The 13,437-nt window shown below is 70.0% G+C and carries 14 protein-coding genes and 1 tRNA gene; 6 read left to right on the top strand and 9 right to left on the bottom strand.

All coding sequences use genetic code 11. From position 1 onward, the window contains the following. Positions 1-81: 81 nt before the first annotated feature. The 5 genes from FQ142_RS05830 to FQ142_RS05810 are packed head-to-tail and all read right to left on the bottom strand — an operon-like array spanning position 82 to position 2,971. Positions 82-411, bottom strand: coding sequence for an Rv3654c family TadE-like protein (locus tag FQ142_RS05830; protein ID WP_056420248.1), 330 nt, complete (start codon positions 409-411; stop codon positions 82-84). A gap of 28 nt (positions 412-439) precedes the next feature. Next, the gene (locus FQ142_RS05825; protein WP_262492064.1) at positions 440-817 is read right to left on the bottom strand and encodes a TadE family type IV pilus minor pilin; all 378 of its coding nucleotides are present in this window, start codon (positions 815-817) and stop codon (positions 440-442) included. Further along, on the bottom strand, positions 814-1,011 hold the full coding sequence (locus FQ142_RS05820; RefSeq protein WP_149422568.1) for a DUF4244 domain-containing protein: 198 nt from the start codon (positions 1,009-1,011) through the stop codon (positions 814-816). Before FQ142_RS05820 ends, FQ142_RS05825 begins: the two co-directional genes overlap by 4 nt. Before the next feature lie 53 nt (positions 1,012-1,064). Next, positions 1,065-1,964, bottom strand: coding sequence for a type II secretion system F family protein (locus FQ142_RS05815; RefSeq protein WP_410477427.1), 900 nt, complete (start codon positions 1,962-1,964; stop codon positions 1,065-1,067). Continuing rightward, the gene (locus FQ142_RS05810; protein ID WP_149422567.1) at positions 1,958-2,971 is read right to left on the bottom strand and encodes a TadA family conjugal transfer-associated ATPase; all 1,014 of its coding nucleotides are present in this window, start codon (positions 2,969-2,971) and stop codon (positions 1,958-1,960) included. Before FQ142_RS05810 ends, FQ142_RS05815 begins: the two co-directional genes overlap by 7 nt. Positions 2,972-3,383: 412 nt before the next feature. Here FQ142_RS05810 and acs point away from each other — a divergent pair, with 412 nt between their 5' ends. Further along, positions 3,384-5,351 carry an acetate--CoA ligase gene (acs, locus tag FQ142_RS05805; RefSeq protein WP_149422566.1) on the top strand — a complete coding sequence of 656 codons (1,968 nt, stop codon included), beginning with the start codon at positions 3,384-3,386 and terminating at the stop codon, positions 5,349-5,351. Between the two features lie 89 nt (positions 5,352-5,440). Here acs and FQ142_RS05800 read toward each other — a convergent pair whose 3' ends face one another. Continuing rightward, complete coding sequence (locus FQ142_RS05800; protein ID WP_149422565.1) at positions 5,441-5,899, bottom strand: RidA family protein; 459 nt, start codon at positions 5,897-5,899, stop codon at positions 5,441-5,443. Beyond that, positions 5,896-6,120, bottom strand: coding sequence for a DUF4177 domain-containing protein (locus FQ142_RS05795; protein WP_056420234.1), 225 nt, complete (start codon positions 6,118-6,120; stop codon positions 5,896-5,898). The genes FQ142_RS05800 and FQ142_RS05795 overlap by 4 nt, the downstream gene beginning before the upstream one ends. Positions 6,121-6,198: 78 nt before the next feature. On the opposite strand from FQ142_RS05795, the gene FQ142_RS05790 reads away from it, so the two are divergent. From FQ142_RS05790 to FQ142_RS05770, 5 genes are all read left to right on the top strand, one after another. Continuing rightward, positions 6,199-8,787, top strand: a complete 2,589-nt coding sequence (locus tag FQ142_RS05790; RefSeq protein ID WP_149422564.1) for a transglycosylase domain-containing protein — start codon at positions 6,199-6,201, stop codon at positions 8,785-8,787. Next, complete coding sequence (locus tag FQ142_RS05785; RefSeq protein ID WP_149422563.1) at positions 8,784-9,722, top strand: metallophosphoesterase; 939 nt, start codon at positions 8,784-8,786, stop codon at positions 9,720-9,722. The genes FQ142_RS05790 and FQ142_RS05785 overlap by 4 nt, the downstream gene beginning before the upstream one ends. Before the next feature lie 128 nt (positions 9,723-9,850). Beyond that, positions 9,851-10,372, top strand: a complete 522-nt coding sequence (locus FQ142_RS05780; RefSeq protein WP_149422562.1) for a hypothetical protein — start codon at positions 9,851-9,853, stop codon at positions 10,370-10,372. Between the two features lie 52 nt (positions 10,373-10,424). Further along, positions 10,425-10,501 (top strand) — tRNA-Pro (locus FQ142_RS05775). A 114-nt stretch (positions 10,502-10,615) separates the two neighbouring features. Continuing rightward, the gene (locus FQ142_RS05770; RefSeq protein WP_149422561.1) at positions 10,616-11,371 is read left to right on the top strand and encodes an HAD-IIB family hydrolase; all 756 of its coding nucleotides are present in this window, start codon (positions 10,616-10,618) and stop codon (positions 11,369-11,371) included. 64 nt (positions 11,372-11,435) lie between these two features. On the opposite strand, the gene FQ142_RS05765 is transcribed toward FQ142_RS05770, so the two are convergent. Further along, the gene (locus FQ142_RS05765; protein WP_149422560.1) at positions 11,436-12,695 is read right to left on the bottom strand and encodes an alpha-hydroxy acid oxidase; all 1,260 of its coding nucleotides are present in this window, start codon (positions 12,693-12,695) and stop codon (positions 11,436-11,438) included. 11 nt (positions 12,696-12,706) lie between these two features. Continuing rightward, positions 12,707-13,429, bottom strand: coding sequence for a FadR/GntR family transcriptional regulator (locus FQ142_RS05760; protein ID WP_149422559.1), 723 nt, complete (start codon positions 13,427-13,429; stop codon positions 12,707-12,709). Between the last annotated feature and the right edge of the window lie 8 nt (positions 13,430-13,437).

Genomic DNA, 13,437 nt, shown 5'->3' with positions numbered 1-13,437 from the left:
GAAGCACACCATACACACCACCGTGATGGGTTGGTCCCAGTGGTCGCCTGCGTTCGCGCGGGAAAGTGCTTCGTGCGGCCGTCAGGTTCCGTCGGGTGGCCCGGCTCGGGCTCGGGAGACGGCAGCGAGTCCAGCGTACGCCGCCTTCACCTGCACGGTCGCCACGTACCCGACCACCGAGCAGTCCGTGAGGGTCGCTCCGGCCGCCGTCGCGACCCTGCTCGCGAGATCGCAGGGAGCCTCCGAGGCGGGGATCGCTCCGCTCACCGCGTCCGCGGCGGCGAGCGCGGCGGCATCGGCCGCTCCCGCTGCGCGCTGCGCCGTCACCGTCGCGCCCCCGACCGCGGCCAGCCCCAGCGAGAGGGCCGCGGCCACCGCCAGCACACCCGCGGCGAGGGCCGAGCCCGCCATCAGGCGACTCTTCTCGAGGCGGATCGACTCATCGTCCACCGTCCAGAGCGCAGCTGTGCGCGCGCAGACCCCAGCGGAGGAAGCCGCCGATGCCGACCTCGATCCGTGTCGTCACGCACACGAGGTCGCCGGTCGCCGTGGTCGACATCGCGGCTCCGGGCAGCGCCGACGCCACCGCGTGCGCCGCCGCGCGCTCGTCCTCCCCGCGTCCGAGCAGACGTGCCGCATCCGCCGCCGCGTCCTGGAGGGCGACCTGGTGCGCCGCCGCTCCCAGCGCCCCGACTCCGAGCACGAGCACGAGGACGACGGCGGGGAGCGCGAGAGCGAGCTCGGCCGCGACGGACCCGCGCTCGTCCTCGCTCCCGCACCGATGCCGGCGTCGACGCGCGCGGATGGGCGCTCTCACGAGACCGTGAGAGCCCGGCGGATGAGATCGGTGAGGATGCCGCGCACCTCGTCGGACCTCATGATGACCACGAGCAGTCCCGCGAAGGCGACGGCGGCCATGGTCGTGATCGCGTACTCGGCGGTGGCCGCGCCCGTGTCGTCGCCGAAGAGCGTCGCAGCACGCGAGCGGGTCAGCGGAGGGAGGGTGTTCATGTGTTCCTTCTTTCTCTGGGTGGGATGCGCGAGGCATCCGTGGTGCGCGGCCGTCACAGCGGCAGCGGGGTCGAGGAGAGCACGCTCAGCAGCAGGGGAGCGACCCCGAGCAGCAGGAACGCCGGCAGGGTGCAGACGCCGAGTGGGATCAGGAGCTTCGTCGAGAGCGCGGCCGCACGCAGGCGACCCTCGATCCGCGAGGCATGGCGTTCCTGGGCGGCGGCCGCACGCAGCAGCTCCCCCGCGGGCACGCCGGCCGTCTGCGAGAGCTCGAGCACCGAGCCGATCCGCGCCTCCCCGCCGTCGCGTCGCGACACGGGGCTCTCGGCGACGAGGCGCAGTGCCCGCGGGATCGACGCGCCTCCGGCGAGCGCGACCGCGACGAGTTCCGCCTGCATTCCCGGAGTGCCGGGCTCGGGGCGTGCCCGCCGCAGCAGGCGACGTGTCCACGAGCGCGCCGCGAGCACGAGCAGGAGTCCGGCGATCACGCAGACGGCGCCGGCCGGCGTCCCGAAGATCACTCCCACCGTGTCGAACCCGAGCGCGAATCCGAGGAGCAGCCCGGCGAACGGCAGCCACAGCAGGAGCCGTGCCGTGCCCGCGGGCTCCGCGAGAGCGATGCGCACGTCGTCGGCCGCTGAGGCGGCGTCTCTGAGCGTCTCGGCGATCATGCGCAGCACCTCGGCGAGCGGTGCGCCGACGGTCGTGGCGATCTCCCAGGCGGCGGCGAGGTCACGCCAGGGGCCGCCCTCCGCTTCGATCGCGGAGACGAGAGCCACACCGTCGTCGATCCGAGCCGCCACGGCCGCGGCATGCGGATCGCCGATCGACGCGAGGTGGCGCCACGCCGCAGCGGGCATGGCGCCCGCCTGCAGCAGCACGGCGAGAGTCTGCACGCACGTCGCCGCGTCGGCGCCTCTCTCGGGCGTCGGTCGGCGGTGCGCGATCACCACGGGTGCACCTCCTCGATACCCAGGCGCTCCCCCACCAGGATGAAGGTGCCGGCCTGGGCGATGCGGCGCTGTCCCGCCGGTGAGCGGTCGAGGTGGAGCACGACGGTGAACGCACTCACCACCTGACGCGCCAGGGCGGAGGTGTCCATCGCCGCGAGGGCGCCGAGCGCCTCGAGCCGGGCGGGTACGTCGTGCAGGCCGCTGGCATGCAGCGTGCCCGCTCCGCCGTCATGCCCCGTGTTGAGAGCCGTCAGCAGCTCCCGCACCTCTTCGCCTCGGCACTCGCCGACGACCAGCCGATCGGGCCGCATCCGCAGCGACTCCCGCACGAGACGGGCCAGGCTGATGCCGCCCGCGCCCTCGAGGTTCGGCTGTCGTGCCTCCAGGGCCACATGATGCGGATGCGTCAGCCGCAGTTCCGCCACGTCCTCGATCGTCACGATGCGCTCGTCGGCCGGCGCGGCGGCCAGCAGGGCTGCCAGCAGCGTCGTCTTTCCGGTGCCGGTGCCCCCGGTGATGAGGATGTTCGCCCGCGCCCCGACCAGGCGCCGCAACCAGGCGAGCTGACCCTCGACGAACGTCCCGAGCGCGGACAGCGCCTCGAGGTCGGCGGCACGCACCCGGGGCACGCGGATCGACAGCGCCGTCCCCGACGTGGCGACCGGAGCCAGCACCGCATGCACACGGATGCCGGATTCCAGTCGCACGTCGACGCACGGCGCCTGGTCGTCGAGGTGACGTCCTCCGCTGGCCACGAGGGCGACGGCGAGATCCCGCACCTCGCGTTCGGACATGCTCCACCCCTCCACCGCCTCGGTGCCGCGGCCGCGGTCGACGAACAGCCCGGACGAACCGTTCACGAAGATGTCGGTGACCTCGTCGTCGACGCAGAACGGAGCGAGCGCCCCGAACACGGGGTCGACCTCGACCGAGGAACGGAAGCGCGCGGAGGCCGTGTCGGCAGAGGCTGCCGCGACACGTGGCCGGAGAACGAAAGGAGCGGACATGCCCCGAAACTAGGCCGCGCCCACGACTCCCGCGCGTCGATGAGCGGCGACGGCGCAGGGCCTGTGGGCAACCGATCGGCGCGCGCATCCGTGCAGAGATCATGCGGCCGATGGAGCGACCCCCTCGATCGCGATGGAAGCGCTCCCAGGAACGAGATGGGCGACACCTCACGGGGGGAATGAGGTGTCGCCCAGGGCGTGCCTCGAAGGGGGAGTCGGGCACGCCAAGGCCAGAATGAGAATTCGGCTGCGGTCGAGTGTACGCAAAGCCACCGTCCTGACAAAACCAGGTCGGGTACCTACTTTCGGCAGTATTGGCTGTCCGCGGCCGAGACTAGATTCGCCGTGACCTGATCGCCCTCGCTGCGATCTCGCCCGCATGACCTGCCGTGCCGCAAAGGAGCGCCTGCCGATGAGCAGTCAGATCGATCACCTACTCGACGAGACCCGTCGATTCCCGCCGTCCGACGAGTTCGTCGCGCAGTCCGTCTCGTCCCCGGCCCTCTACGAGAGCGCCGCGAACGACCGCGAGGCGTTCTGGGGCGAGCAGTCGCGGGACCTCCTCGATTGGCACACGCCGTTCACGCAGGTGCTCGACTGGTCGACTCCCCCGTTCGCGAAGTGGTTCGACGACGGCGAACTGAACGTCGCCTACAACTGCCTCGATCGTCATGTCGAGGCCGGCAACGGCGACCGCGTCGCCCTGCACTGGGAGGGCGAGCCCGGCGACTCGCGCTCGATCACCTACGCGGAGCTGACCGAGGAGGTCAAGCGGGTCGCGAATGTGCTCGAGGGCCTCGGGGTCGGTCACGGCGACCGCGTCGCGATCTACCTGCCGATGATCCCCGAGGCCGTCGCCTCGATGCTCGCGGTCGCCAGGGTCGGCGCCATCCACTCGGTCGTCTTCGGCGGCTTCAGCGCCGACAGCCTCCGCTCGCGCATCGACGACGCCGGGGCGAAGCTCGTGATCACCGCAGACGGCGGATACCGCAAGGGACGCGTGTCCGCGCTGAAGCCCGCGGTCGATCAGGCGCTGGCCGACCGCGGCGAGGGCGAGCAGCAGACGGTCGAGCACGTCCTCGTCGTGCGCCGAGGAGAGAACGAGGTCGAGTGGCACGAGGGTCGCGACCTCTGGTGGCACGACGTGGTGCCGGCCGCATCCGCCGAGCACACCGCGCTGGCCTTCCCCGCCGAGAACCCGCTGTTCATCCTCTACACGTCCGGCACGACCGGGAAGCCGAAGGGCATCCTGCACACCTCGGGCGGCTACCTCACCCAGGCCGCCTACTCGCACAAGTACGTCTTCGACCTGCATCCCGAGACGGACGTGTACTGGTGCACCGCCGACATCGGCTGGATCACCGGGCACAGCTACGTCACGTACGGACCGCTCGCCAACGGCGCCACCCAGGTGATCTACGAGGGCACACCCGACGCGCCGCACCCCGGCCGGTGGTGGGAGATCATCGAGAAGTACCGGGTCTCCATCTTCTACACGGCGCCGACGGCCATCCGCTCGTTCATGAAGATCGGCCGCAGCGTGCCGGCCGGGTTCGACCTGTCGTCGCTGCGCCTGCTCGGCTCGGTGGGCGAGCCGATCAACCCCGAGGCGTGGATCTGGTACCGCGATGTGATCGGTGCGGGCACGACGCCCATCGTCGACACGTGGTGGCAGACCGAGACCGGAGCGATCATGGTCTCGGCCCTCCCCGGCGTCACGTCCACGAAGCCGGGCTCCGCCCAGGTACCGCTGCCGGGCATCTCGATCGACGTGGTCGACGAATCGGGTGTCGAGGTGGGCCCCGGCAACGGCGGCCTGCTCGTGGTGACCGAGCCGTGGCCCAGCATGCTGCGAGGCATCTGGGGGGATCCCGAGCGCTACCGCGAGACGTACTGGGAGAAGTTCGAGAAGCAGGGCTTCTACTTCGCCGGCGACGGCGCCCGGCTGGACGCCGACGGCGACCTGTGGCTCCTCGGTCGCGTGGACGACGTGATGAACGTCTCGGGCCATCGTCTCTCGACCGCCGAGATCGAGTCGTCGCTCGTGGCGCACGAGGCCACCGCCGAAGCCGCGGTGGTGGGTGCCTCCGACGAGACGACGGGACAGGCCGTCGTGGCGTTCGTGATCATCAAGGAGAGCTACCTCTCGGCACACGATCCCGCCGGCCTCGCCCAGCAGCTGCGGGTGTGGGTGGGCGAGCAGATCGGCGCGATCGCCCGACCGCGCGACGTCTACATCGTCGGCGAACTGCCCAAGACCCGCTCCGGCAAGATCATGCGACGACTGCTGCGCGATGTGGCCGAGGGGCGCGAGGTCGGCGACACGACGACCCTCGCCGACACCGCGGTGATGAGCATCATCTCGGCGCAGGTCAAGTAGGCCGCGACGGGTCACGGCACCGCACGGAAAACGCCACACGCAGAACGCCCCCTTCCGAGATCGGGAGGGGGCGTTCCGCATGACGCGGCTCAGGCGAGGATGAAGGTGACCTCGACCTCGACGGGGCTGTCCAGCGGCAGCACGGGAACGCCCACCGCCGCACGGGCGTGGCGACCGGCGTCGCCGAAGATCTCGCCGAGCACCAGGCTCGCCCCGTTGATCACTCCGGGCTGACCGGAGAAGTCGGGGGTGGAGGCCACGAAGCCGCCGACACGCAGCACGCCGGCGATCCGGTCGACACCGCCCGCCGCATCCGCCGCCGCCGCGAGGGCGTTGAGTGCGCAGGTGCGCGCATACGCGTTGGCATCCTCCGCGGAGACCTCCGCACCGACCTTGCCCGTCGCCGGGAGCGCGCCATCGGAGAAGGGCAGCTGACCGGAGGTGTAGACGAGTCCGGCGTGCACGACCGCGGGTACGTAGGCCGCGACGGGCGCAGCGACGACCGGCAGTTCGATGCCGAGTTCGGCGAGACGGGCGGAGACGCTCACGCCGCACCCCCCTCGAACTGACGCGATGCCTCGGCGGCGGCCGCGAGGCCGGCGTTGCCGGAGCCCTCCGCGGTGACCGGGCGCTTGAAGTAGGCGACGAGCCCGCCTTCGGGTCCCTGGATCACCTGGACGAGCTCCCAGCCCTGCTTGCCCCAGTTGTTGAGGATCGCCGCCGTGTTGTGGATCAGCAGCGGGGTGGTCAGATACTCCCAGGTGGTCATGGCACTCCTGTCTGGACGCATCCGCGCGCGCGGATGCGTCAAAGGCGGTATTCAGGGAACTCCCCTACGATCAAGCGTATGCCTCAAAAGAATCGCACGGTGAAGGGTGCGCTCGGAGGAGTCCTCGGACTCGTCGGACTCAGCGCCGTCGCCGGCCTCCTCGTCGCGGCCAGCGTCACCCCTGTTCTCGCCATGACCGGCATCGCCGGATCGCAGGCCCTCAACATCTTCGAGGACCTGCCCGAGAACCTCCAGGTCGATGCACCGATGCAGCAGTCGACGATCTACGCCACGGGCCTCGACGGCAACCCCGTCGCCCTCGCGTCGTTCTATGAGCAGAAGCGCGTGCCCGTCGCATACGACCAGATCGCGCCCGTGATGTACGACGCGATCCTCTCCAGCGAGGACAAGAACTTCTATACCCACGGCGGCATCAACCTCGGCGCGACCGTGAAGGCCGCCGTCGGGAACGTCGCCGGAACCACCGATCGAGGCGCGTCGACGATCACGCAGCAGTACGTGAAGAACGTCCAAGTGCAGGAGTGCGAGCAGAACGTCGACACCGCGGCGGAGGACTACTCCGCCCAGGTCGAGCAGTGCTTCCTCGACGCCGCGGTCGCCAAGGGCGGCGAGGGTGTCGAGCGCAAGCTGCAGGAGATGCGCTTCGCCCTGCAGATCGAGAAGGAGTACTCGAAGAACCAGATCCTGCTCGGCTACCTCAACATCGCGAACTTCGGCGGCACCATCTACGGCATCGAGGCCGCCGCGAACCGCTACTTCTCGACGAGCGCGGCCAACCTCACGCTCGTGCAGGCTGCCACCATCGCCGGTATGGTGCAGGAGCCGAACCGGTTCCGCATCGATCGCCCCGAGGGCATCTGGACGGATGACGCGGGCGTCGCCCACAACGGCGAAGCCGACGGGTACCAGGAGACCAAGGAGCGCCGGGACTACGTCCTGAACCGCCTGCTCGCGGACAAGAAGATCACTCAGGCCGCTCACGACGAGGCCGTGGCCACTCCCGTGACTCCGGCGCTGAGCGAGCCGCAGCAGGGATGCGGGGCGGCCGGCGACAACGCCTACTTCTGCCAGTACGTCAAGGAGGTCATCGAGAACGATCCGGCCTTCGGCGACACCGAGGCGGAGCGCAAGGCGAACCTGCGCCGCGGCGGCATGCAGATCTACACGTCGCTCGACCTCCGCGTGCAGCAGACCGCGATCGACGCCGTGAAGGCCCAGGTCCCCCAGGCCATGCCCGGCATCCTGGTCGGCGGCACCGGCGTCTCGATCGAGGCGACCACCGGTCGCGTCCTCGCCATGGCGCAGAACACAGTGTTCAACGAGACGTCCGAGGCGAATCTCGCGGCCGGCGAGACCTCGCAGGTGTTCGCCGCCGACAAGCAGCACGGCGGCTCGACCTACGGCTTCGAGACCGGATCGACGTACAAGCTCTTCACGCTTCTGGCGTGGCTCGAGTCCGGACACTCGGTCAATCAGGTTCTCGACGGGCGTCTCAAGACATTCAGCCCCTTCACCAGGTGCGGCGATCGGGTCACGAACTCGGCCAAGATCAACAACTTCGGCAACTCCGGCGGAAACGTCGGAAGTGTGCGCCAGTTCACCGCGCAGTCGCTGAACACCGGCTTCCTGGCCATGGCCCAGCAGCTCGACCTCTGCAAGATCAACGAGGTCGCCAAGCGTCTCGGCGTGCACTACGGCAATGGCGACGACATCACCGTCGGCGGCACCAACGTGAACGTCGCACCGAACGACCCGTTCCCCACTGTGCTCGGTTCGAAGAGCGTGGCACCGCTGCAGATCGCAGGCGCCTATGCGACGGTCGCGAACAACGGCATCTTCTGCGAGCCGCGGGTGATCGATCGCGTCATCGGCCCGGACGGCGCGGAGATCACGCCTCCGCAGGAGAAGTGCTCGCAGCAGCTCACCCCCGAGGTCGCGGCCACCGCGGCGTACGCGCTGCGCGGCGTGATGGAGGGCAACGGCACCGGCGTCAGGGCGAACCCCGGCGACGGAACCCAGCTGATCGGCAAGACCGGTACGGCCGAGAAGGAGCACACCATGCTCGTCGAGTCGAGCACGAAGGTGACGACCGCCGTCTGGGTGGGCAACATCGACGGTCGCGAGCCGCTGAACAGCTTCCGCAACGGCGAGGGCACACGGCTCGGCGACATCCGCTACGGCCTCGCCAGAGCGATCCAGGGTGCGGCCGACGCCGTCTACCCCGCCGATCCCTTCCCGCGCCCCGACGACAAGCTGGTCCGCCAGGTGCTGACCGACGTGCCCAACGTCGTCGGCAAGTCCGTGGGCGAGGCGACGTCGATCATCGAGGCCGCCGGATTCTCGGTCGCCGTCGGTGAGCCCGTCGACGGTCCCGCCGGTGATGTCGTCGTCGCCCAGGATCCGTCCGGCCAGGCGCCGAGCGGTGCGACGATCACGATCTCTCCGAGCAACGGACAGGGCGTCACTGTGCCCGACATCACCGGGCAGTCCAAGTCCGCCGCGCAGAGCGCGCTCTTCGGCGCAGGGTTCTCGTCGATCTCGTTCGACAGCTCCTGCAATCCCCCGAACTCCGTGGTCTCGAGCACCGATCCCGCGGCGAACACCTCGGCCAACAGGTCCACGGCGATCTCGGTCACCTGCCGGTGACCCCTCGTCGCACGGCACACCCGGCCCTCATCGCGCTCGGCGCGGTGGGGGCCGCTGGTGCTGCGGCCGCCGTATGGGGCATCGGGATCGAGCGCTACCTCTTCACGGTGCGGGAGGCGACGGCATCCGCTCTGGCGCCCGGCTCGGCCCCGCTGCGCGTGCTGCACATCTCGGATGCGCACATGGCGCCGTGGCAGCATCGCAAACAGGACTGGCTGGCGTCGCTCGCGCAGCTGGAGCCCGATCTCGTCATCAACACCGGCGACAACCTCGGTCACCGGGACGGCCTCGACGGCATCCGTCGGGCGTTCGAGCCGTTCGCCGGCGTCCCCGGCGTGTTCGTGCACGGCTCCAACGACGTGAACGGGCCGTCTCCGCGCAACCCGTTGCGCTACTTCGCCGGCCCCTCGCAGCGCCACCACGAGCCGACGTTCCTCGACACGGACGCCATGGACGCGTTCTTCACGGACGACCTGGGCTGGACGGATCTCAACAACACGGCCGCGCGGCTCACCGTCGCCGGCGACAGGATCGACTTCTTCGGGGTGAGCGACGCGCACCGCCAGTGGGACCGACTCGAGGATCTCCCCGCCGCGATCGCCGACCTGGGACCGCGAGACGACGGCACGTCGGTGCTCGGCGTGACCCATGCGCCCTACCAGCGCGTGATGAACCGCTTCATCGAGCTGGGCGCCGACGCGATCTTCGGCGGCCACACGCACGGCGGACAGGTGTGCCTGCCCGGCATCGGGGCCCTCGTGGCGAACTGCGACATCCCGCTCAAGCAGGCCAAGGGGCTGAGCACCTGGACGCAGGGCGGGCGCACGGTGCCCCTCAACGTCAGCGCCGGCTGCGGTCACTCGATCTATGCGCCCGTGCGCTTCGCCTGCCGCCCCGAGGCGACACTGCTGACCCTCACCGCTCGTCGCGACTGAGACCGCTCATGCGAGGTGACGCGCATGAGGCCAATTGCGGAAGCAGCTGCGGTCGGGCGCGCGTTCCCCTCGGCGTTGCTCGACCGAATGTGAACGAAGCGTTCACCCTTGCGAGAAGGTGAAGTCTCATGACCACGAATGCGACCGCCGGCCGGAGCGTGCGGGCTGTTCTCGGAGCGGCGTACGTCGGCATCCCGGTCATCATCAGTCTCGCGCTCATCACGCCGGTGTTGGCGTGGACGACGTCGCCCGTGGGGGTGCACCCCGATGCGCCACTCCCCCTCGCCGCGGTGTTCGCGCTGACCCTTCTCCTGCCGGTCGTGGGCGCAGTGCCCGTGTTCTCGCGCCTCGTGCCGCGCGGGGCCGTGTTCGCTCTCGCCGTCTCGATGTCTGTGCTCTCGATCTCGTGGATTGCGTTCGTCGGATGGTCGTTCACCCTCGGGGCGAGCGGCGGGAGGATCGAGCTGCTGACCTCTGTGGGCGGCTTCGCCACCGCGCTGATCTGCGCGACGGTCAGCGTGTGGCCCGCCACTCTGTCCGCGCTGGCGATGACGATCCCGAACCGATCCACGCGGACGATCGTGCTGTGCGCAAATGCACTGCTCGGCGTGACGGCGCTTCTGCTCTCGATCGTGAGAGCCACGATCTGAGCCCTCGATTCGGCGCAGCGGGCATTTCGCTGTAGACTCGGAGGGTTGCAAACGGGGTGTGGCGCAGCTTGGTAGCGCGCTTCGTTCGGGACGAAGAGGTCGCAGGTTCAAATCCTGTCACCCCGACCATCAACACCGGAAGGCCGCCCTCAGGGGCGGCCTTCCGCGTATCCGGAGCGCTGAACCCGCCGCGTCCCGCTCCGGCGACAGAACCCCCGTCTCGCCCTTTAGTCTGGAAGCATCATGACTTCGCCTGCTCTCGTGGCCTTCGATCTCGACGACACCCTCGCCCCGTCCAAGGGACCGATCGATCCGCGCATCGCCGCCCTGCTTCGCTCCCTGCTCGAGAAGGTCGAGGTCGCCGTCATCTCGGGCGGCAACGAGGCGCAGTTCCGCTCTCAGATCATCGCCCGGCTCGGCGCTCTGGATCCGGTGGCAGCGGATCGGCTGCACCTGCTGCCGACCTGCGGCACCCGCTATCTGCGCTTCGACGGTACGGACTTCTCGCCCGTCTACGCGCACGATCTGAGCGCGGAGCAGAAGTCCGCCGCCCTCGCCGCGCTGCGCGAGGAGGCCGAGCGGCTTGGGCTCTGGGAGGCCGAGCCGTGGGGCGAGATCCTCGAAGACCGAGGCTCGCAGATCACGTTCTCCGCACTCGGTCAGAAGGCCCCGCACGAGGCGAAGCGCGACTGGGATCCGTCGGGAGCCAAGCGTGCCGCGCTGCGCGATGCCGTCGCGGTGCGCCTGCCCGATCTCGAGGTGCGCTCGGGAGGCTCGACGTCGATCGACGTCACCCTGGCCGGCATCGACAAGGCCTTCGGGATGCGGCAGCTCGCTGCACGCACCAGCATCCCCCTCGCCTCGATGCTGTTCTACGGCGACCGCCTCGACGAGGGCGGCAACGACTACCCGGTGCTCGCGATCGGTGTGCCTTCGGTCGCCGTGCACGGCTGGGAAGACACGGCCGACAGGCTCGACGAGCTGCTCACAACCCTCTGAGACGCGGATGCCGTGCTCCGACGTGTCGTCGTGAGCACGGCATCCTGTGCGCGGCCTTCGGGCGTCAGCGCACCTCGACGGCGGCCGCGGCGCGGCTGACCGGCACGAGGCGCGTGAGCTGGGTGACGTGCGCGGGCTCGAGCTCGGCGAGGGAGGCGACGCCGAGCAGGCGCATGGTGCGCTCGATCTCGGTACGCAGGATCTGGATCGTCCGGTCGACGCCGGCGCGACCCCCTGCCATCAGCCCGTAGAGGTACGCCCGGCCGATGAGGGTGAAGTCCGCGCCGAGCGCGACGGCGGCGACGATGTCCGCGCCGTTCATGATGCCGGTGTCGACCATGACCGTGAACTCGTCGCCGACGGCCCTGCGGACCTCGGGCAGCAGATGGAACGGGATGGGCGCACGGTCGAGCTGGCGCCCTCCGTGGTTGGAGAGCACGATCCCGTCGACGCCCTCGTCGCGCAGCCGTACCGAGTCCTCGACGTTCTGCACGCCCTTGATGACGATCTTGCCGGGCCAGATGTCCCGGATCACGGCGAGGTCGTCGTAGCTGATCGTCGGATCCATCGCGGCATCGAGCAGCTCGCCGACGGTGCCGCCGGTGGTGCTCAGCGACGCGAACTCGAGCTTGGGCGTCGTGAGGAAGTCGTACCACCACCACGGCCGCGGGATCGCGTTCACGATCGTCCCGAGAGTCAGCTGCGGCGGGATGCTGAAGCCGTTGCGCTTGTCGCGCAGCCGCGCACCGGCGACGGGGGTGTCGACCGTGAACTGCAGCGTGTCGAACCCCGCGGCCGCCGCCCGACGGGCGAGCTCGTACGAGATCTCCCTGTCGCGCATGACGTACAGCTGGAACCAGTTGCGTCCGTGGGGGTTGGCCTCTCTGACCCCCTCGATCGATGTCGTGCCCAGCGTCGACAGCGTGAACGGGATGCCGGCCGCAGCGGCCGCACCGGCTCCCGCGACCTCTCCCTCGGTCTGCATGAGGCGCGTGAAACCGGTGGGGGCGATGCCGAACGGCAGCGCCGACGGGCCGCCGAGGATCTCGACGCTCGTGTCGACGGTCGGTGCCGGGCGGAGGATGCCCGGGTGGAACTCGACATCCTGGAAGGCCTGACGCGCGCGCGTGAGTGAGAGCTCGCCCTCGGCCGCGCCGTCCGTGTAGTCGAACGCGGCCTTCGGGGTGCGCCGCTTCGCGATGGTCCGCAGGTCGTCGATCGTCAGAGCGGAGTCCAGTCGGCGCTTCTTGCCGTTGAACTCGGGCTTCTTGAACTTCATCAGCTCGAGGAGCTCCGCGGGATTGGGAACCTGGCGCTGGACCATGTCGTCTTCTCTCAGTCGGTGGTGCGGGTGGTGCGGGTGAGGCCCGCTGCGGTGTAGTAGCCGGTGATGTGCGCGTGCACCGTCGACTGCGCGGCGGCCGCGTCGCCCTCGGTGATGGCCGCGATGATCGCGCGATGCTCGGCACGGAGCACGGTCGCCATCGCCTCCCAGTCCGTGATGGCTGCCGCGCCCTGCTGGACGTACGACTCGATCGCGGTGCGCAACCCCGCCATGATCGCGGCGACGACGGTGTTGCCGCTCGACTCCGCGAGGGCGAGATGCAGCTGCGCATCGAGCGCCAGGAACTCGGCGGGGGTCAGGTCGTCGGCATCCATCGCGTCGAGCATGCGATGCGCGGCGTCGAGGTCGGGAGCGTCCTGCGCGGCGAGTGCGGCGGCGACCGCGCTCTCGAGCACCAGACGGGTCTGCACGACGTCGACGAGAGGGAACCCCTGAGCGGCGACCTGGAGGCGCAGCAGCGTGGACATGCCGCCCGTCGGGGTCGCGATGACGATGGCTCCCGCCTGCGGGCCGGAGCCGGTCGAGGTGCGGATGAGGCCCATGACCTCGAGCACGCGCAGGGCTTCGCGCACGCTGGAGCGGCCGACACCGAGGTCGGCGGAGAGATCGCGCTCGGACGCGAGCCGGTCGCCGGGTCCGAGACGGCCGTCGAGCAGGTCGCGCTCCACGTGTTCGAGCACGAGGCGCCAGGCGCGGGCGGGCTGCTGCGGCATCCGCTCTC

Origin of the sequence: Microbacterium sp. ANT_H45B, from assembly GCF_008369345.1 — a bacterium.
Classification (GTDB): Bacteria; Actinomycetota; Actinomycetes; order Actinomycetales; family Microbacteriaceae; genus Microbacterium.
This window is presented reverse-complemented; position numbering and strand designations above follow the sequence as displayed.